This window comes from Danxiaibacter flavus (assembly GCF_041060425.1).
GTDB lineage: Bacteria > Bacteroidota > Bacteroidia > Chitinophagales > Chitinophagaceae > Danxiaibacter > Danxiaibacter flavus.
In genome coordinates, this window is sequence record NZ_JAULBC010000001.1 from 820,044 (window position 1) to 840,204 (window position 20,161).

Annotated in this window: 15 protein-coding genes; 11 read left to right on the top strand and 4 right to left on the bottom strand. The window is 42.9% G+C overall.

What is annotated here, in order from left to right; translation table 11 throughout:
• Positions 1–63: 63 nt before the first annotated feature.
• Positions 64–1,203, bottom strand: coding sequence for a tRNA guanosine(34) transglycosylase Tgt (tgt, locus tag QTN47_RS03210; RefSeq protein ID WP_369327875.1), 1,140 nt, complete (start codon positions 1,201–1,203; stop codon positions 64–66).
• Between the two features lie 309 nt (positions 1,204–1,512).
• On the opposite strand from tgt, the gene QTN47_RS03215 reads away from it, so the two are divergent.
• Entirely contained in the window at positions 1,513–2,646 is a 1,134-nt protein-coding gene (locus QTN47_RS03215) for a glycosyltransferase (RefSeq protein WP_369327876.1), read from the top strand.
• Between the two features lie 54 nt (positions 2,647–2,700).
• The gene (gene rsmG, locus QTN47_RS03220; protein WP_369327877.1) at positions 2,701–3,324 is read left to right on the top strand and encodes a 16S rRNA (guanine(527)-N(7))-methyltransferase RsmG; all 624 of its coding nucleotides are present in this window, start codon (positions 2,701–2,703) and stop codon (positions 3,322–3,324) included.
• Between the two features lie 193 nt (positions 3,325–3,517).
• Here the strand turns inward: rsmG and QTN47_RS03225 are convergent, their stop codons facing one another.
• Positions 3,518–4,672, bottom strand: coding sequence for an MFS transporter (locus tag QTN47_RS03225; protein WP_369327878.1), 1,155 nt, complete (start codon positions 4,670–4,672; stop codon positions 3,518–3,520).
• Between the two features lie 188 nt (positions 4,673–4,860).
• Here QTN47_RS03225 and QTN47_RS03230 point away from each other — a divergent pair, with 188 nt between their 5' ends.
• From QTN47_RS03230 to QTN47_RS03260, 7 genes are all read left to right on the top strand, one after another.
• Positions 4,861–5,307: a hypothetical protein gene (locus QTN47_RS03230; protein ID WP_369327879.1), complete on the top strand. Its 447-nt coding sequence runs from the start codon at positions 4,861–4,863 to the stop codon at positions 5,305–5,307.
• A gap of 335 nt (positions 5,308–5,642) precedes the next feature.
• Positions 5,643–6,506, top strand: a complete 864-nt coding sequence (locus QTN47_RS03235; RefSeq protein WP_369327880.1) for a phytanoyl-CoA dioxygenase family protein — start codon at positions 5,643–5,645, stop codon at positions 6,504–6,506.
• Positions 6,507–6,692: 186 nt separating this feature from the next.
• The gene (locus QTN47_RS03240) at positions 6,693–7,919 is read left to right on the top strand and encodes a nucleoside permease (RefSeq protein WP_369327881.1); all 1,227 of its coding nucleotides are present in this window, start codon (positions 6,693–6,695) and stop codon (positions 7,917–7,919) included.
• Between the two features lie 502 nt (positions 7,920–8,421).
• A complete protein-coding gene (locus tag QTN47_RS03245; protein ID WP_369327882.1) occupies positions 8,422–9,615 on the top strand; it encodes a Gfo/Idh/MocA family protein in 1,194 nt (397 codons plus the stop codon).
• Positions 9,616–9,988: 373 nt separating this feature from the next.
• A complete protein-coding gene (locus tag QTN47_RS03250) occupies positions 9,989–11,701 on the top strand; it encodes an IlvD/Edd family dehydratase (protein WP_369327883.1) in 1,713 nt (570 codons plus the stop codon).
• Positions 11,702–11,869: 168 nt separating this feature from the next.
• Complete coding sequence (locus tag QTN47_RS03255; RefSeq protein ID WP_369327884.1) at positions 11,870–12,640, top strand: SDR family NAD(P)-dependent oxidoreductase; 771 nt, start codon at positions 11,870–11,872, stop codon at positions 12,638–12,640.
• 203 nt (positions 12,641–12,843) lie between these two features.
• Positions 12,844–13,791, top strand: coding sequence for an isoaspartyl peptidase/L-asparaginase family protein (locus QTN47_RS03260; protein ID WP_369327885.1), 948 nt, complete (start codon positions 12,844–12,846; stop codon positions 13,789–13,791).
• Between the two features lie 341 nt (positions 13,792–14,132).
• On the opposite strand, the gene QTN47_RS03265 is transcribed toward QTN47_RS03260, so the two are convergent.
• Positions 14,133–15,332 carry a copper amine oxidase gene (locus QTN47_RS03265; protein ID WP_369327886.1) on the bottom strand — a complete coding sequence of 400 codons (1,200 nt, stop codon included), beginning with the start codon at positions 15,330–15,332 and terminating at the stop codon, positions 14,133–14,135.
• A gap of 105 nt (positions 15,333–15,437) precedes the next feature.
• Complete coding sequence (locus QTN47_RS03270) at positions 15,438–16,682, bottom strand: ROK family transcriptional regulator (RefSeq protein ID WP_369327887.1); 1,245 nt, start codon at positions 16,680–16,682, stop codon at positions 15,438–15,440.
• A gap of 160 nt (positions 16,683–16,842) precedes the next feature.
• Here QTN47_RS03270 and QTN47_RS03275 point away from each other — a divergent pair, with 160 nt between their 5' ends.
• The gene (locus QTN47_RS03275) at positions 16,843–18,045 is read left to right on the top strand and encodes a n-acyl-d-glucosamine 2-epimerase (protein ID WP_369327888.1); all 1,203 of its coding nucleotides are present in this window, start codon (positions 16,843–16,845) and stop codon (positions 18,043–18,045) included.
• Between the two features lie 218 nt (positions 18,046–18,263).
• On the top strand, positions 18,264–20,117 hold the full coding sequence (locus QTN47_RS03280; protein WP_369327889.1) for an FAD-dependent oxidoreductase: 1,854 nt from the start codon (positions 18,264–18,266) through the stop codon (positions 20,115–20,117).
• Positions 20,118–20,161 lie beyond the last annotated feature (44 nt).

Genomic DNA, 20,161 nt, shown 5'->3' on the forward strand with positions numbered 1-20,161 from the left:
CAGAAAAATCCTGCCAATCTCCTAATCCCATAAATCTTGGTCCAGACAAAATCCCGGTCCTAATCAGAGGCGTTGTTTCAATCTCAGCACCATCCCGTTTTTCCAGGCTCTGAAATCGCCGGCTATTATATGTTTCCGCGCTTCACCGACCAGCCAGAGGTAGAAAGTAAGATTCTGAAGGCTTGCCAGCTCCAGCGCCAGAATTTCGTTGGCTACGAAAAGGTGGCGCAAATAAGCCTTTGTGTAGTAATTGCTGGTTTCGCAATCAATGCCATCGTCAATAGGAGTGAAATCGGTGGCCCATTTTTTATTGCGGATATTTATTACACCTTTTGAAGTGAAAAGCATGCCATTGCGGCCATTACGCGTTGGCATTACGCAGTCGAACATATCAATACCAAGACTAATACATTCAAGTATATTCCACGGAGTACCTACGCCCATTAAGTATCTCGGCTTTTCGGAGGGTAAATGGCCACAGCATAGCTCGGTAAATTCATACATCATTTCTTCCGGTTCGCCCACGCTTAAACCGCCAATGGCATTGCCCACGGCTCCCTTCGAAGCAATGTATTCACATGATGCCACACGCAGATCCTTGTAAATGCTGCCCTGAACAATTGGAAAGAGATTTTGCGAGTAGCCATATTTGTCCGGCGTGTCGTAAAAGTGCTTGAAACCTCTGTCCAGCCAGCGATGTGTAAGCTCCATGCTTTTTTTAGCATAAGCATATTCGCAGGGGTAAGGTGTGCATTCATCAAACGCCATAACGATGTCAGCACCTATGCTGCGCTGTATATCCATCACGTTTTCAGGAGTGAACAAATGACGACTACCATCTATATGACTTTGAAAAAGTGCTCCTTCTTCTTTTAACTTTCTGTTTTCGGCCAGGGAAAATACCTGGTAACCGCCGCTATCTGTCAAAATTGGCCTGTTCCATCCATTGAATTTATGCAAGCCACCGGCTTCTTCCAGTATGTTAGTTCCCGGTCTTAAATAAAGGTGATACGTATTTCCAAGAATGATCTGGGCCTTTATGTCACGCTCAAGCTGCTGTTGATTTACAGCTTTCACACTGCCTGCAGTGCCAACGGGCATAAAGATCGGCGTTAATATTTCGCCGTGATCCGTTGTCATTTTTCCCGCCCGGGCCTTGCTGTTGTTGTCTGTATGCTGTAATTCGAACGCTAAAGCTGCCATAGCGCGCAAAGATAAGAGAAGAAGACCGTAAGATTGTAAGAGCGTAAGACAGTAAGACAGTAAGACCGTAAGACGTGTAAGACCGTAAGACAGTAAGAACGTAAGAGAGTAAGAGGGTAATCGTCGTGTTTCGCCTTGTCGTAAGTGGCTTCGTGGTTCAAAACCTTTGTGCTTCTTTCCGTCTTTGCGACTTTGTGGCAAAAAACGCCGTGTATCGTATTGTCGCGGTGTCTCCGTGGTTCAAAACCTTTCCACTTCCTGTGGAAAATCTTCGCCCAAATCTGTCAATGTTAAATTACTTTTGCGCCTATGGACTTTATTTTTGCCCTGGCCTGGTGGCAACATTTAATCTTTATTGCTTTCTGTGTTATTATAATTATACAGCTTTTCTATTACCTCCGTTACTTTAGAAAGCTGGCCAATTATGCTGCCCCCAAAAAAGAGCAGTCGCAGGAATATCCCGTTTCGGTGATCATTTGTGCGAGAGATGAAGCGCCAAATTTAATTAAGAATCTTCCGGGCATCCTGGTCCAGAATTATAAGACAACGCATGAAATAATTGTCGTGAATGACAATAGCGTGGATGATACAAAATACCTGTTGGACGAATTTCGCAAGTCATTCAAGAATCTCACACCCATCGCATTAACACAGGAAGCCAAATTGATCCCGGGCAAAAAGTTTCCGCTTTCAATGGGAATCAAGTCTGCTAAATATGAGATTGTACTGCTGACAGATGCGGATTGCGTACCTGCTTCGGAATACTGGATCCAGCAAATGCAGGACGGATATCACAATGGGATAGAAGTAGTATTGGGTTACGGCTCCTATTACAAAATGCCCGGACTGCTTAACAAGATCATCCGTTTCGAAACATTTCATACAGCGCTTCAATACTTGTCGTTCGCACTTGCCGGAAAAGCATACATGGGTGTAGGACGAAATCTTTCCTATAAAAAAGATGTGTTCTTCAGAAACAAAGGTTTTTCTGCGATCAACATGATTCCAAGCGGAGATGACGACCTGTTTATTAATATGGTCGCAAACAAACACAATACCGCTATCGTAATAGATCAGGATGCGCATACATTGAGTGAACCGAAGAAAACATGGACAGAGTGGTGGCGACAAAAAAGCAGGCATTACACAACTGCTAAATATTATAAAAAGAATCACAAGTTTTTGTTGGGATTGTATTCGCTGTCCCACGCTTTGGTTTATCCGTTGTTAATTGCGTCAATCATCTTTTTTAACTGGTGGCTGGCGCTAAGTGTGTTTACTGTGCGTTTGGTTGTACTCGCCGTTATTTGGAAAAAGGCTATGAAGAAACTCAACGAAGAAGATTTATGGCCAATGTTCCTGCTTTTTGATATCTGGATGTTTATCTACTATACCTTGTTTACGCCAACGCTGGTGAAGAAGCCGGGTAAGAATTGGAAATAGTGAACGGTTCGCTCTTTCGGAATAGAAATACGATCAACTTAATTCAAGCTTTTAATGGACATCATACTTAAGTATTTTTCTGATTTCACAGAGACACAAACAAAACAGTTTGCCGCTCTGGGTGAATTGTATAGCGATTGGAACAGCAAGATCAACGTGATCTCGAGGAAAGATATTGAGGGTTTGTACGAAAAGCATGTATTACATTCATTAAGCATTGCTGCTGTAATTGAATTTAAACCAGGTACTCAGATCATTGATATTGGTACCGGCGGTGGTTTTCCAGGTATTCCGCTGGCCATCATGTTTCCTGAAGTGCAATTTCATTTGGTAGACAGTATCGCCAAAAAACTAAAAGTTGTTCAGGGTGTGGCTGACGGTGTCGGCTTGACGAACGTGACCGTTCAGCATACAAGAGCGGAAGAAATAAAAAACAGGAAGTTTGATTTTGTTGTGTCGCGTGCCGTTGCTCCGCTGAAAGAGTTATGGACATGGGGCAAGCCGCTGATCAAAAAAGGCAACACGCAGGAATTACCCAATGGTTTAATCTGCCTCAAGGGCGGAGATCTTGCCCAGGAAATCTTCGAAAGCGGTCTTCGTCCCCGCATGGTCCCCATCGATCAAATCTTTAAGGAAGAATATTTTAAGGAGAAGTTTTTGTTGCACGTAACGGCGTAGCCGTTGAAGTCAAAATTCAAAAGTAAAAATTCAAAACTTTAGTTTTGACCTTGTTATCTTTTTGCGGCTACTGAATGTCGTTAAAAAAATAAGCAACAGTTTGACCTGCGTTTTTGAGTTTTAAATTTTAACCTGTAATAGTTCTCTAAACCTGCCGCACCTATTTTTTGATTTTTACTTTTGAATTTTGACTTTATTTCTCAATCCTGCTCACACTCGCCAACACCGTCGTACAAAATCCTAACAAAGCGATTAATGAAAACGACCACCTGAGGTTGGAGGCTTCGGCAACGAAACCGATGAGTGGCGGACCAAATAAGAATCCGAAATAACCAATTGTGGAAGTTGCCGCAATTGCAACGCCTGCGGGCATTGTAGATGATTTGCCGGCAGTGGCATACACAAGCGGAACGACAGAAGAAACGCCAAGACCCACCAATAAGAATCCGATGGTGGCCGGAACCAGGAAGGGAAAAATTACCGACACCAATAAGCCTACTGCAATAACAAGACCGCTGCATTGGATCATTGTTTTCTTGCCGAGTTTTTCGCTTAACCAATCACCGGCAAAACGTCCGCCTGCCATGGTACACATAAATGCAGTGTAGCCAAGTGTTACCATTTCTTTTGGAGGCATCACAACTTTCCTGAAATAAATACCACTCCAGTCAAACATCGTTCCTTCGCAGATCATACAACAAAAAGCAATCAATCCGAGTTTTAGTAAGAACTTGTCCGGCTTTGCAAAAAGGGGATGTTCGCCTTCGTGTTGGGTGTCTTCTTTTAAGGTATACCTGTAGAAAATTAAAACAGTTAAGAGTTCTGCTGCAGTAATAATACAGAAATGAACAAATGGCGTAATGTTATGCGACACCATAAATGTTCCGATCAATGCCCCGGTGAAACCGGCTATGCTCCAGACACCGTGAAACGAAGCCATGATAGATCTTTCATAGATCATTTCAATACCAACAGCCTGCGTGTTGATGGAGATATTCATAATGTTTCCTGCAAAGCCATAAGAGAAAAGAATGGCGCAAAGCTGCCAAACATTAGTAGCCAGGCCAAGCAATGGAAGAATACATGCATATAAACATGCGGAAATAATTACCATGCGACGGCTGCCGAAACGTGCAACCAAAATACCGGAAAAGGGAAGGCTCACCATAAGTCCAATTGGTAATGCCAATAATATTCCGCCCCAGGCAGCTTCATTCAATTGAAGTTTTTGTTGAATGTTTGGAATGCGCGAAGCCCAGCTTGCGAAACAGAGGCCGGCGAGGAAAAAAAATACACTTACTGCTATACGGGTTCTTCTTTGTGAGACATTTTCAGCCAGTTTAGCCATTGTTTTGGTTTCGTTCTTTAAAGTGGCAAAATTAATTCAATTGAGGTTAAAAGCATTAGGAAACAATTATCAAAAAATATTAAGTTTGACCTGTATCAATCGGAAACGTTTCCATTCACGTTCAAGAAACAACAGGCAGTCAATACCAGTAACCGGTACCATCATTAGTCATCCGTAAAATAAATTTTATGGCAAAAGCAACTGCATCCTCAAAAAAAGAAACAAAGCCCATCAAATACGCAGATAAGTCTGAAGGCCAGCCTGAACTCGTGCCGGTCTTTAATAAACTTGTAGAACTGCTGAGTCCTTACGAAAAAGGGTCTATCATTAAGGTTGGCGGTAAAGAGGGGCAGATCTCCCTTATCAGTAAAAAAGAAATAGAAGTAGCCGGACGTAAGCGGCCTGAACAGTATTTCGCCTCTGCATTGGTGCAAAAAGGTTACGTCGGGTTTTATTTTATGCCTGTTTATTCAGATACTGATATTAAAGAAGTATTTAAACCTGAATTGCTAAAACTTCTGAAAGGAAAGAGTTGCTTCCACATTAAAAAAGCGGATGAAGAAATCTACAAGCAAATAAAAGATGCTTTGAAGATGGGATATAAGATATATAAGGATAGGAAGTGGATTGACTGACGATGTACGATGTTAGATGCCTTCCCGTACCGGCGGCACGCTCGGGCGGGTACGATGTTGGAAGATGTCTGATGTCGGATTTTTTGATGTCTGATTTGTTCTGGTGCGGGCTGCGTAACTAAACACTATTAGCTTCAAAATTTAGATAAGTCAGGATCGAATTTTTTATTCTTCCATAGGCCTCAAACCTCAAACCTCACGCCTAAAGCCTGATACCTGCTCGCTGATAGCCGATAGCTAATAGCTAATAGCTGACAGCTGACCGCTCACAGCTAATTTAATTCTCAATCAATACTTTTCTTTCGTATTTTCAGCCTGCACTAAAAAATGCTGCCATGCCTATGTATATTCTTTCTAACGATGAAGTGCAGACATTCCACAACGATGGATATGTGATTGTCCGGAATTTATTTTCTGCAGAAGAGATAAATAAATTATATAGTCTGGCCACAGGTGATGATGTTGTAAAAAACAATGCTTTTGATCTGAATGATCAGACCGGTAAAAAAACAAAACTGACGCTCTGGTTTAAGCCGGGTAACGATTTATATAGTTTACTGATCAGAAGTGAACGCATGGTGTATTCTGCAGCCAAACTGCTGGACAGTGAAGCACCGGTTTGTCATTTTCATACCAAGCTCATGCAAAAAGAACCGAAAGTCGGAGGCGCATGGGAGTGGCACCAGGATTATGGTTATTGGTACAAGAACCAATTCCTGTTTCCGGATCAGCTGATAAGCATAATGGTTGCACTTACTGAAGCAAACAAAGAGAATGGTTGTTTACAGGTGATCAAAGGCTCACATAAACTCGGCCGCGTTAACCATGGATTTGCCGGAGAACAGGTAGGTGCAGATATGGTAATGGTAAATCATTGTTTAGATACAATGGAACATGTTTATGTAGAACTGCAACCGGGCGATGCATTATTTTTTCACAGCAACCTGTTGCATAGATCCGAAGCGAACTTAAGCGACAGACCACGATGGTCACTGATCTCCTGTTATAACTCACTCTCAAATCCTGCTTATAATGATGACTCCACAGCCTGGAAAGAACCGGTGCAGGTTGTACCGGATGAAATGCTGATGCAGTCAGAAGCCGTGGGAGCAAGCAATGAAGGAGATTTTTTAAGAAAAGAAAATGATCCTGCATTGAAGGAAAGTGGTTGGGAGAAGGAGGTGGAAACGAAGCTGTGAGCTATTAGCTTTCAGCTATGAGCCTTTGACTTAGTTGCATAGCCATTATAATATTATTCTCTTTAAAATAAAAAGCAACCTCGCCTCGCGATCTGTTGCACCAAAGCTAACCTGTTTGAATTATAAGCTAATAGCTGATAGCTAATAGCTGATAGCTAATAGCTGACAGCTATAAAAACACCAATCATGAATCTATCCATACGCACCAGGCTTTCTGCTATGATGTTTTTAGAGTTCTTTATTTGGGGCTCGTGGTATGTAACAATGGGCACTTACTTGGATAAAGTGCTTTCTGCAACCGGAGATCAGATAGGGGATGCCTATAGTGCAATGGCAATTGCTACAATCATTTCTCCGTTTTTTGTCGGTATGGTAGCCGATCGTTTTTTCAATGCGGAAAGGGTTTTGGGTGTGCTTCACTTAGCCGGAGCCGCGTTGCTTTGGTATATAACAACTATCACCAACCCCAATTTCTTTTACTGGCCCATGCTGTTGTATTCGCTCATGTATGCGCCTACAATGGCACTGGCGAACTCCGTAGCTTTCCGCCAGATGAGCGATCCGGGGAAAGAGTTCGCATCTGTCCGGGTGCTGGGCTCCATCGGCTGGATTGCAACGGGTTGGCTGATTGATAAAGTCTTCAAAGTATCAACCGATCAACTGGTGTTCACTTTCAAAATGGCCGCTGTTGCTTCCGTAGCATTGGGATTACTTAGTTTCTTCCTTCCTTCAACGCCGCCAAAGGCAAAAGGTACAAAAGCTTCCTTCGCGCAAACACTGGGCGCTGACGCATTCGTGTTGTTTAAGGACAGATCATTTACTATCTTTTTCATCTCATCTATATTGATCTGTATTCCGCTTGCATTTTATTACAGCCTGGCTAATCTGTACCTAACGGAAGCCGGCCTGCCGGACCCGACAAGTAAAATGACATTAGGTCAGTTTTCAGAAGCTTTCTTCATATTGCTCATTCCGTTTTTCTTTAAAAGATTTGGCGTAAAATGGATGATTGCCATTGGCATGATTGCCTGGGTGTTGAGATTCATGTGCTTTGGATTTGGTGACAGCAGTTCAGGAATCTGGATGTTGTATGCAGGAATTATTCTGCATGGCGTCTGCTTTGACTTCTTCTTTGTAACAGGTCAGATCTATACTGACAGCAAAGCTGGAATAAAGATTCAAAGCTCTGCACAAGGTATGATCACGATGGCGACCTACGGAGTAGGTATGTGGATCGGTTCGTTATTGTCTGGTTATGTGAAGAGTTTCTATTCCGCTGGAGATATTGTTCATTGGAAAAGCATCTGGATGGTGCCGGCAGGCATCGCGTTAGCTGTGTTCGTATTATTCCAATTGTTCTTTAAAGATAACAAGAGAACGGCAGTGCAGGCGGAAGCGGTGGGAATGGTGTAGAGGGGTAAAAAAGTGAATGGTGAATGGTCAATAGTGAAAGGTGCGGCACGTCGCTGTTTGTATTAGCAGATTTAGGATTGATTGCCTGATGCAATAATTTCGTGTAGGCATATAGCTATATTAATGGACGGATACGCTCAAAGTAAAAAGTCAAAAAAATGCAGGAAGATAGATGACTCTTTTAATTCCGGCGATAGAAGGGGGGAATAGCCTACTGCCTTTCAAAATATAACGAGTAGAGCCTGGTTGAAAAAAGGAACAAAGCTGCACTTTGGAGAGGCGTGGGCGGCAAAACGGCCGGAGGCATTCGTGTTTGCCTTGATCTTTTGGTTCTTTTGGATCAAGCCAAAAGAACATGAAAAAAGAGTTTCTGCTTTCACACTTTAATGGCATCGTTAATGAATTCGTCATTCTATTTTCCCCAAGATGCCTTAACTTGCTCAATCATCATCTAACGAAAAAAACACGTACAACGTATAACTTATAACTTAAAGACATTGTCATGAAAAAAATTGCTATGCTCGGCGCCGGATTCATCGGCCGTTTTTACGCAGATGCTTTACAGGGTTTAAGAAGCAGGGATAAAGTAGTATGCATTTATGCAAGACGGGAGGAAAGTGCAAAAAAGTTTGCTGCCGATTATAATTGCGAGCACTGGACTACGAGTATGGAAGAAGCTGTTGCTAATCCGGATGTTGAAGTAGTTTGTATCGCGTTGCCCAACAACCTGCATGAAGAAGCTGTGATGCTTTGCTGCAAGCACAAAAAAGCTGTTATTACAACAAAGCCGCTTGGCCGCAATGCCGAGGAAGCAAAACGCATGTTGCTTGCTGTGGAAGAGGCCGGCATTTTCAATGGATACCTTGAAGACCTGGTATATACACCCAAATTCATCAAAGCGCATGAAAGTGTGAAGAACGGTGCTGTTGGCCGTGTGCTGTGGGCGAAGAGCCGCGAAACACATCCTGGCCCGCACAGCGAATGGTTCTGGAATATTGAACAGGCAGGCGGTGGATGTATCCTCGATTTGGGCTGTCACTGCATTGAGATTGGCAGAAGCTACATTGGAAAAGATATTAAACCTGTTGAAGTAATGTGTTGGGCGGATACACAGGTAAAACCCATCGATGCAGAAGACCATGCTATCGGTTTAGTGAAATATGAAAACGGGGCCATCGGTCAGTTTGAAGTAAGCTGGACATTCCGCGGTGGTATGGATCTGCGGGATGAAGTAATGGGAAGCGAGGGAACAATCTGGATCAACAGTTTTTTACGTACCGGATTTGAAATGTTTACTACAGGCAAGGGCGCTGACTATGTTGCTGAAAAAGCAGAAAGCAATACCGGCTGGCTTTTTCCTGTCGGTGACGAAGTAAATGAACTGGGTTATAATCATATGTTCATGGACATGTTCAACAGCATGGAAAAAGGCGTGGATCCCAGGGAAACATTTTATGACGGATATGTTGTTAATGCCATCATTGATGCTGCTTACAAATCAGCCAAAACTAAATTGTGGGAGCCTGTGAAACTGGATATCTGGCGTGGTAAAGAAGGTCTTACAAAAGACAGCCACCTTGTTGAATACGATGCAGATAACTATCTGATCAAAGAAGAAATGACACATTACGGAGCAAAAAAAGTGATCGTTAAAAATAAACATACAGGAAAGATTGAGGAAAAAGAAGTGAAGTAGTGAAGCCGTGAATGGTGAAAAGTGAATAGTGAAAGGTGGGACAGCTTTTAATTCTTTGAGCAGCTTAATTGTAGAAAGTACGAAGTACGAATTACGAAGTACTTAGGTTCAGGCGGGTTTATTTTTCTCAATTCCTTTCAACGATTATGAAGATCGAAATTGATAAACTTGTTAGCACTTAAGTACTTCGTACTTCGTAACTCGTACTTACAGGAATGTGAAGACTGAAAACAGTAAACTTGTTCGAGCCAGGTACTTCGTACTTCGTAACTCGTACTTGACCATGGTTCATGTTTAGTTAATAATACACCGGAGCTTGGTGAATAGCTAAAAGCTCATAGCTCATAGCTTACAGCTCCCCAACATCTAACGAATGAAGCAAGCATTGAGAAGCCAGAACTGGTTTGGTAAAAAAGGTAAAGACGGTTTTATATATCGTGCGTGGATGAAAAAGCAAGGCATCCCGGGGCATGAATTTGACGGCAGGCCTGTCATAGGCATTTGTAACACCTGGAGCGAATTAACGCCTTGCAACGGACATTTCAGGGAACTGGCGGAATGTGTTAAGCGCGGCGTGTATGAAGCAGGCGGATTCCCGGTTGAATTTCCGGTAATGTCATTAGGTGAGACGCTGATGAAACCTACGGCAATGCTCTTCCGTAATCTTGTGAGTATGGATGTGGAAGAATCTATCCGGGGCAATCCTATCGACGGCGTTGTATTGCTATGCGGTTGCGATAAAACTACGCCGGCATTATTGATGGGTGCATGCAGTGTTGATATCCCTTCAATTATTGTTTCAGGCGGTCCCATGTTAACTGGTAAGCATCGCGGTCAGAGTATCAGCACCAGTGATATCTGGCGTTTTAGCGAAGCGGTTCGTTCTGGTAAAATGACCAACGAAGAATTGCTGCTTGCTGAGGCTGGCATGTGTCGTAGCGATGGGCATTGTGCTGTTATGGGTACCGCATCTACGATGGCTTGTATGGCTGAATCTTTGGGAATGACATTGCCGGGCAACGCAGCTATTCCTGCTCCTGATGCAGCAAGAAAAGTGCTGGCACATATGTCAGGAACAGAGATCGTAAAGATGGTAAAAGAAGATCGCAAACCTTCTGATATTCTCACAAGACAGGCATTTGAAAATGCAATCATGGTGAACGCTGCTATAGGCGGATCAACCAATTTTGTGATCCATTTGTTGGCGATAGCCGGGAGGGTAGGCATTGATCTTACTTTGGAAGACTTCGATAAATATTCAAAGGATATTCCACTGATCGCAAATTTGCAACCTTCCGGTCAATACTTTATGGAAGATATGTACTATGCCGGCGGACTTCCTGCTGTGATCAAAGGTCTGCTGGATACACTGAACAGTGATGCTGTTACAGTAAATGGAAAAAGTATAAAAGATAACTATGCAGGTTCGGTCAGCTACAATGAAGAAGTTATCTCTGGTGTGGACAAACCATTCAATCCAACATCCGGCATCATTGTGCTGAAAGGAAATCTTTGTGAAACAGGCGCTGTTATTAAACCCTCCGCAGCAAGTGAACACCTGATGAAACACAAAGGCCGGGCCGTTGTGTTTGACAATATTGAAGATTACAAGGCAAGGGTAGATGATCCTAACCTGGATGTGGATGAAACCTGTGTGATGGTATTAAAGAATGTTGGTCCTAAAGGTTATCCCGGTATGCCGGAAGTTGGCAATATGGGATTACCTCAAAAAATACTGGCAAAAGGAGTGAAGGATATGGTCCGCATTTCCGATGGACGAATGAGTGGCACCGGTTTCGGAACAGTTGTATTGCATGCTACGCCGGAAGCAACGGAAGGCGGCAATTTTGCGCTCGTGCAGAATGGAGATATCATTGAATTAGATGTTCGCGCAAGACTTCTTCAGTTGCATGTTTCCGATGAAGAGTTGGCCGCAAGAAGACAACAATGGAAAGCGCCGGCTCCTCATGTTGAAAGAGGTTATGTAGGGCAATACATCAAACACGTCGAGCAAGCCAATCAGGGCGCCGATCTTGATTTTCTGAAAGGAAAATCCGGCAGTGAGGTAACGCGGGATTCTCATTAAGCTATCAGCTATCAGCCATCAGCTATCTGATCAATTTTGATTAGCGTTAAATTATTCAAACGGTCAATACCTGACATCTGATACCTGACGCCTGATACTTCATACCTCATTCCTCACCTTTTATTCACTGGGCTGAAAGCTAATAGCTGACAGCTGAAAGCTTAAAACATGTCTAACGATTTTTCTCAAAAGGTTGCTATTGTTACCGGTGCCGGACAGGGCATCGGTTTTGAAATTTGTTGCCAGCTTGCCAAAAATGGCGCAAAGGTTTTATTGAATGATATTGATCAGCAGTTAACGGATCATGCTGTTTCGGAGATAAATGCCAAATATCCGGATTCCTGTATTGGCCTTAGTGGTGATTGCGCAGATATCAATTTTATCCGCGAAATGGTCAAAACGGCTGTAAATAAATTCGGTCAGCTGAATATGGTAATGGCTAACGCAGGTATTACTTTGTTTGGAGACTTCCTTACCTATTCACCGGATGCGTTTTACAAAGTATTGCATACCAATCTTGGCGGCAGTTTCTTCCTGGCGCAGGAAGCCTCTAAACAAATGATCAGCCAGGGAAATGGCGGAAGCATTCTTTTTATGTCATCCGTAACTGGCCACCAGGCACATAAAAATCTCGCGGCTTATGGAATGACCAAGGCCGCTCTTGAAATGCTTGCAAAAAACCTGGTGATTGAAGTGTCTCAATACAAGATCACAGTAAATGCTATCGCGCCTGGTGCTACCGCTACTGAACGCACGCTGGAGGACAAAGATTATAACAAGGTATGGTCAACAATTACCCCAATGGGGCGACCAGCTAAAACCTCGGATATTGCCAATGCAGCGCTATTCTTCCTTTCTCCCTCTTCAGGCCATATTACAGGTCAAAGTTTAGTGATTGATGGTGGATGGACATCTGTAAGCCCTTCTCCATATGATTGATTTATAAATTTTAAGGTGAAAATAGTTTAATAAAGGGCCAATTTTCAGGGCCCTTATTTTACCAATACTCCACATTTGTTAACTAAAAGTTATTCAAGAAATTTCTCAATTCCTTAGCTATTATTCAACACCTTTCACAGAAAATTGGAAAATATTAGTTGTTTAAATAACTAATTTCGGCGCCGTTAAAGAGAGATGAATTCATGCAGACTATTACGCTTGCAATCCATGGCGGGGCAGGGACAATTTTGAAGGAGGACATGACACCCGAACTAGAGCAGGCTTATTATAACGGACTGCAGGAAGCATTGAACGGAGGATATGCTGTTTTGGAAGAAGGTGGTTCGGCAGTCAATGCCATAAAGGCGGCCATCGTTATTTTGGAAGACAACATGTTGTTCAACGCGGGAAGGGGATCTGTCTTTACAAAAAAGGGTGTGCAGGAAATGGATGCAGCCATCATGGATGGAAAAACATTAGATGCCGGTGCAGTAACCGGCGTGAGAAATGTTCGAAATCCGATTGAGCTGGCGACGGAAGTGATGCGAAACAGCAACCACGTGTTTTTGAGCGGAAAAGGTGCTACTGATTTCGCGATCAAACAAGGTATAAAGCTGGAGCCGGATGAATACTTTTTCTCGCAGTTCCGCTATGATCAATGGAAGGCCATCAGGGATTCTGATAATTATTCTTTAGATCATACGCATCAACACCTGGAAGAACTGATGAAGGATAAAAAGTTCGGTACAGTTGGTGCAGTTGCGCTGGATGCAGAAGGAAATATCGCTGCAGCTACAAGCACCGGTGGCATGACGAACAAGAAGTATGGCAGGATAGGAGATAGTCCAATTATAGGTTCAGGAACTTACGCCAACAACAAAACATGCGGCATTAGCTGCACCGGTCACGGAGAAATGTTCATCAGATCTGTAGCCGCTTACGACGTAAGTTGTTTGATGGAATACAAAGGAATGAGTTTGAAAGATGCAATGGAAGTGGTGGTGAATGAGAAACTGGTAAAAATGGGCGGCGAAGGCGGAATGATCGGAGTGGATGCCCGGGGGAATGCTGTGATGGTTTTGAATAGCGCCGGAATGTACCGCGCAGGACGCAGCAGTAATGGATGGAATGAACTAGCTATTTATAAATGAACCCATCGTGGGTAGTCACATGAGAACAAACCCCGTTCTGTTTAATTACAGGCGGGGTTTTTATTTTGGAGAACCACGGCGGCACGGCGACAAAGCGGAACACGGAGTTTATTAATTGAAAATTGAAAGGTGACAATTGAAAATGATTGCCAATAAAAAAGCATGAGCCGTTTTGATGAAGACTCATGCTTTTAAAAAAATACATTGTTACACAGAGAAAAATACAGAGGATACACAGAATTTCACAGAGCAACGTCTGTTCATTTGCACATTCGCACATTTCCTCATTTGCACATCTGCACATTCCCCATCATTTTCAATTTTCAATTCTCCATTATCAATTACTTCACCTCTACCGGTATAAAGATCAGCGGCGTTGGTAAGCATGAAGCTCCCGGAGGAGAATAAGTCAGATGTATGGTCTGCTCTTCGCCATTGGCTGCCGGTTTAAAGACCTGTACCAATATCGCCTCAGGTGCTTTTCTTGTAATCAGTGTATTGGAAGGAAGCTGAATAACACCTTCTTTGAATTTGCCCCCACTAACAACCATTGTATTCGCCATTCCGCTGCACCATTGGTTGTTATCGCTGCGCGAGTTCCAGGTTACAAGTGCCAGTCCTTTGCCGTCGCTGCTCTTCCATTTAATCTCCATATTATACATTACACCATAGTTACCGTCAAGTCTTGCCACTTCCGCGGTAGAGCTTTCTTTGCCAAGCACCCAGGGATCTTTGTCGCCGTCGGCCACTATTATTTGAGACACACCATTTTTTGTATCCAGCACAGTGTCATTAAACAACCTGTAGTTGCTAACGCCAAACACACCTCTGCCAGCGCCGCTGTGCGATTTTGTAGGTATCACAGTTTTGATGCGTTCCATCGCAACGGGAGCAGGCGTTTTAGGATCAGTTTGTACAATACTGATCTCGCCTGGCTGATCAATCACAAATTCATACAATCCATGAACAAGCTCATCATACTTCACTACAAACTTTTCCTGGGCCGGGTCAATAGCAACGGCTTCGCCAGCTTTAATCGTGCGGATATTATTGTCTCCTTTAGAAGCAAAATAATCAGCAAGTCCTTGTTTACCTATCTGGAAATAATTAGCGCTTGGGCGCTGTGAGGAATATTTCAACATGCGCAGGTGCATTGGCGCTTTCCCGGTATTCCTGATCACAGCAGTTATCTTGCGGTCGATCTTCGCAGGCTCTTTTATTCCGTTTACATTATATACATACAGGCGGACTGTCCCCGGCTGCACAGGCTCTCTGAATGCAATGGCTTCAGGAACGCGGATATACTCCGGATCATCGGAGATCAGGAATTGTGGCCCGGGCTGTACTATTTTCTGATAGCTGATCAATGGCAATTTTTCAGTCAGAAATCCCGGTAGTTCTACAATATGACCCTGAGGAGTATTTAGCAATGTTTTTGTCTGCTCTTCAGTTATTTGTTGTGAGAAAGACGAAAGGCTACAGCTAATAGTGAAGCCAAGCAAAATTGTCCTGGAGGTTAGTTTCAGGTTAATTCTTTTCATGGGAGAAAGTTTGCCTAATTAAGAAAATAATTTCGTTATCAGACAAACTTAATAATTTATTTTATAAACTAAGTTTATTTTATACTCAATTTTTAATAATAAGGGCTACTTTTCAATCAATCCACCGGAAAGTAATTTGTTTCTTGCAAGCAAACAGCCGCCAATTACCCCTGCTTTTTCGTGTAGTTTTGACATGCGTAGCTGTGTATCATTATTTACAAGGCTTAGCGAGTATTTATTAAGGGCGCTGCGTATGGGCAATCGTATATAATCGCCGGTTTCTGCAAGTGTGCCGCCTAATATTACCAGTTCGGGGTTGAAGATATTTATCAATACGGATATACCGCGTCCGATCTTTTCACCAAGTTCAGCAATCAACTCTATACACAGAACGTCTTCATTATTGGTTGCCTCAATAATATCTGCCAATCGCAAGTCTGCCGGCAACGATTTGTTCTTTAATAATACAGAGGTAGAGCCATGTTCTATTCTATCTTTAAATAATCTTATGAGTGCCTGTCCTGAAGCTTCTGTTTCCAGGCAACCTTTCTTTCCGCAATGGCAAATGATCTCATTGGTAAATAAAGGAATGTGGCCAAACTCTCCGCCAAAGCCTGACTTGCCACGGTAAATATGACCATCTATCATAATGCCTAAACCAATGCCATAGTCAAGGTTTACAAACAGAACATTCTTCTCATCATGTACATTACCAGTATGAAATTCGCCATACGCCATGGCGCGCGAATCATTCTCAAGAAAAGCCGGAATGCCTATAGTTCTTTCAACAACTTTGCTTAACGGCTCTTCATTAAAGTGGAAAAAGCTATAGCTGTAGCCACTTTCGCTATTGACGCGCCCGGAAAGATTGAGACAGATGGCGAGTATTTTTTTACGGTTGACTGAAAGTCCACCGATAAAAGTCTGTATAATGTGAATCAACTGGTCGAACGATTCGTTTGTATTCGCTAACTTAAAAGGCACATGCATTTGTGAAGTGACCATGTTCTTCTTAAAGTCCAGGAGACCAAGGTTGATATAGAAATTCTTGATATCAACACCCACAAAAAATCCGGATTCAGCAACGAGCCCATACATGCTTGCCCTTCTGCCACCCTTCGAATCTACTTTGCCGTAATCCTTTACCAGGCCAGCAGTGATCAATTCGTTGATCAGGCTCGTCGTCTTCGGAACACTTATGTTTAATGCTGTTGCAAGGTCTGTAATAGTGGAGTCACCGGTATCATCAAGATAATTGATAATGGCTCTTTTCAGCGACTTGTTTTTAAAGGCTACCCCGGCAATATTATCGTCAGAAAATATCTCGAGTATACTATGTTGAACTGACATGAATAGATACAGTTATTAAATGTGACTCTTTAAAAATATAAACTTCCCCACGAAAAAAGACAAAATTATTCTATTAAAATAATTTTTTTTATCAAGATTGATTTTTAAATAAAAATTATTATAAATTTACCGTCGAAAGTAAAAAAAATTAGAAAGATACATGCAGATCGTAGAAGCTAAAGCTAATGGACAGTCAAGAGTGGACATTACCTCCTATGCAGAACTATATAAAAATGAGTTGCTCCACAATGTGCTTCCGTTTTGGGAAAAGCACAGTCGCGACGAAGTGAACGGCGGTTTTTTTACCTGCCTCAACCGTGAGGGTAAAGTTTATGATACCGACAAATTTATGTGGTTGCAGGGACGGCAGGTTTGGTGCTTCAGTTATATGTATCATAATATAGAATGGAGGAAAGAATGGATGGATATGGCATTGCTGGGTGCCGGGTTCATGGAAAAACATGGAAGGGATGAAAATGGCAACTGGTATTTTTCAACAACTGCGGAGGGTAAACCGCTGATACAGCCGTATAACATTTTTAGTGACTGCTTTGCTGCGATGGGATTTGCTGCGTTGGATAAAATATTGCCAACAGACAGGTACAAGGAGATTGCCGTGAACACGTTTGAAAATATTCTTCGCCGCCAGAACAACTGGAAAGGCAAATACAACAAAAGCTTCGAAGGAACGCGTTCGCTTAAGAGTTTTAGCCTGCCGATGATTCTCTGTAATCTTTCTATAGAGCTGGAACATTTACTGGGAACACAAAGAGTGAACTCATTTATACCCACAGTGATCCATGAAGTAATGGATGTTTTTTACCAGCAGGACCATGGTTTGATATTGGAGAATGTGTATGCCGACGGCAGTTTCTGCAACAGCTTTGAAGGCAGGTTATTAAATCCTGGTCATGCAATTGAGGCGATGTGGTTCATTATGGATCTGGGTAAAAGGCTGAATGATCAGGCGCTGATCCAAAAGGCATGCGACATTATGCTACATACGCTTGAGCATGGATGGGACAAAACATTTGGTGGCATCTTCTACTTTATGGATGTGCTGAACAACCCACCACTACAATTAGAGTGGGATCAAAAATTATGGTGGGTGCATGTGGAAGCGCTGGTTGCACTGGCTAAAGGCTATGCACTAACCGGTGATGACCGTTGTTTGCGTTGGTTTGAAAAAGTACACGACTATAGCTGGAAACATTTTAGAGATGAAGCATATGGAGAATGGTTTGGTTACCTGGATAGAAGAGGAGATGTGTTACTGAATGCCAAAGGCGGTAAATGGAAAGGTTGCTTTCATATTCCCCGTGCCCTGTACCAGGTTTGGAAAACATTTGAAAACATAGATTAAGGACCGTTAGATCAAACATCCCTTTCTGCCGTCGGGCAGAAGGCGGATGTTGAATACGATTGCCTGTAGACCGGAAATGCCTAGAGCGTAGTGTGTGCCATAGTTCTTATTGTATAACTAACGATTTGCGCCCAATGAACAATGGAATTTGTCTTCGATGCCAATTGTCATTTGATTACTGCATACATCAGATGCGTATGACAAAAACAAATGTGGTAATGACAGTTAAAAAAAATGTATTGCTGCTGCTTTTGCTGCTTATTAGTACTTCTTTTTTGCAGGCTCAGCAATCAATCAAAACAAACATATTGGTAGTTGGTGGTGGCGCCAGTGGCAGCGCTGCGGCTATACAGGCTGCAGGCATGGGTGTGAATACTTTGGTGGTTGAAGAAACAGCCTGGCTTGGCGGTATGCTTACATCTGCCGGTGTATCTGCAATTGATGGCGATCATAAAATGCCTTCCGGGATCTGGGGCGAGTTCAGGCAACAATTATATAGTTACTACGGCGGTCCAAATGCAGTAGCAACGGGATGGGTTAGTAATACCTTGTTTGAGCCGCATGTAGGTAATGCAGTACTGCAAAAAATGGTTGCTGCGGAAAATAAAGTACAGGTATGGTTCAACACAAAGTGGAAGTCCGTTAGGAAGACAGCCAGTGGTTGGGATGTTATTGTTGAAAGAAATAAAAAGCAGCAAACAATAGCCACAGATATTTTAGTTGATGCCACTGAACTGGGCGATGTAATGGCCGCCGCCGGTGTGCATTATACTATTGGCATGGACAGCAAATATGATACCGGTGAAGAGCAGGCGCCCGAAAAGGCTAACAACATTGTACAGGATCTCACTTATGTTGCTGTGCTCAAAGATTTTGGCAAGAATGCCGATAAAACAATCAGGAAACCGGAAGGGTACGATCCTGCTGAATTTTCCTGCAGTTGCGATGTGTCAGATCCTGCATCTTTTGACAGCCCGGATAACAACTGCCACAAGATGATGCAATACGGCCGTTTGCCGAACAACAAATACATGATCAACTGGCCGAAGTGCGGCAACGACTATTACTTAAATATTATTGAGAAGACACCCGGACAACGTGAAGATGCTTTGCGTGAAGCCAAACTGCATACGCTTAGGTTTGTGTATTATCTGCAAACTGTACTGGGATATAAAAATCTTGGTTTAGCTGATGATGAGTTTCCTACGGCCGATAAACTACCGATGATACCATATCACCGTGAATCACGAAGAATGGATGGCCTTGTACGTTTATCACTTCCTTATGTTGCCACTCCTTACGACAATGCACAACCGTTATACAGAACTGGCATCGCAGTAGGCGATTACCCAATAGATCATCACCATGAAAAAAATAAGGATGGCCGTTTGATTGACTTTGTAAAGATCAGGGTGCCTTCCTATAACGTGCCAATGGGCAGCCTTATTCCTAAGGGTATAGATGGATTGATCGTCGCAGAAAAAAGCATTAGTGTTACCAATATCGTCAATGGTGCAACCAGGTTGCAGCCAGTTGTGCTGCAGATCGGACAAGCCGCCGGAGCTATGGCTGCTTTGTGTGTGCAACAGCATGTTCAACCCAAAGAACTGGATGTGCGCCAGGTACAACAACAGCTGCTAAAAGCAAATGGCTACGTTATGCCTTTTGTAGATGTTAATCCGGCTGATCCTCAATTTGAAATTATTCAAAAGATTGGTGCTACAGGCATCTTGCGTGGAGCCGGTGTGCCTTATCAGTGGGCCAACCAAACATGGTTCTACCCTGAGCAGCCGGTAAGTGGTTACGAGCTTGTAAAAGGTTTAAGACCATATTATACTTCATTAAAAAATTATTGGGCAGCATCCGGTGAAATGCTTACCGCAGAAGCGCTTGCGGTGATATTGAAAGCAATAGGGATAAGTGTATCTGCATCACAATTACAGAATGACATAAAAGAAGCAGGCATTACTAATAGCGACAAGTACCTGAGCCGAAGGGCAATTGCAGTACTGCTGGATAAATACGCGCATCCTTTTGAAAGAAAGATAAGTATTACAGGTGAGTTGCAATAGCTGACGATTAGGTTCCTGGCGGGAAATTATTCAATAGTAGTTCT

What these genes read in the sequence shown, in the direction of transcription:
- tgt (WP_369327875.1), bottom strand. Translation starts at nt 1,203, where the DNA reads ATGGCAGCTTTAGCGTTCGAATTACAGCATACAGACAACAACAGCAAG.
- QTN47_RS03215 (WP_369327876.1), top strand. Translation starts at nt 1,513, where the DNA reads ATGGACTTTATTTTTGCCCTGGCCTGGTGGCAACATTTAATCTTTATT.
- rsmG (WP_369327877.1), top strand. Translation starts at nt 2,701, where the DNA reads ATGGACATCATACTTAAGTATTTTTCTGATTTCACAGAGACACAAACA.
- QTN47_RS03225 (WP_369327878.1), bottom strand. Translation starts at nt 4,672, where the DNA reads ATGGCTAAACTGGCTGAAAATGTCTCACAAAGAAGAACCCGTATAGCA.
- QTN47_RS03230 (WP_369327879.1), top strand. Translation starts at nt 4,861, where the DNA reads ATGGCAAAAGCAACTGCATCCTCAAAAAAAGAAACAAAGCCCATCAAA.
- QTN47_RS03235 (WP_369327880.1), top strand. Translation starts at nt 5,643, where the DNA reads ATGCCTATGTATATTCTTTCTAACGATGAAGTGCAGACATTCCACAAC.
- QTN47_RS03240 (WP_369327881.1), top strand. Translation starts at nt 6,693, where the DNA reads ATGAATCTATCCATACGCACCAGGCTTTCTGCTATGATGTTTTTAGAG.
- QTN47_RS03245 (WP_369327882.1), top strand. Translation starts at nt 8,422, where the DNA reads ATGAAAAAAATTGCTATGCTCGGCGCCGGATTCATCGGCCGTTTTTAC.
- QTN47_RS03250 (WP_369327883.1), top strand. Translation starts at nt 9,989, where the DNA reads ATGAAGCAAGCATTGAGAAGCCAGAACTGGTTTGGTAAAAAAGGTAAA.
- QTN47_RS03255 (WP_369327884.1), top strand. Translation starts at nt 11,870, where the DNA reads ATGTCTAACGATTTTTCTCAAAAGGTTGCTATTGTTACCGGTGCCGGA.
- QTN47_RS03260 (WP_369327885.1), top strand. Translation starts at nt 12,844, where the DNA reads ATGCAGACTATTACGCTTGCAATCCATGGCGGGGCAGGGACAATTTTG.
- QTN47_RS03265 (WP_369327886.1), bottom strand. Translation starts at nt 15,332, where the DNA reads ATGAAAAGAATTAACCTGAAACTAACCTCCAGGACAATTTTGCTTGGC.
- QTN47_RS03270 (WP_369327887.1), bottom strand. Translation starts at nt 16,682, where the DNA reads ATGTCAGTTCAACATAGTATACTCGAGATATTTTCTGACGATAATATT.
- QTN47_RS03275 (WP_369327888.1), top strand. Translation starts at nt 16,843, where the DNA reads ATGCAGATCGTAGAAGCTAAAGCTAATGGACAGTCAAGAGTGGACATT.
- QTN47_RS03280 (WP_369327889.1), top strand. Translation starts at nt 18,264, where the DNA reads ATGACAGTTAAAAAAAATGTATTGCTGCTGCTTTTGCTGCTTATTAGT.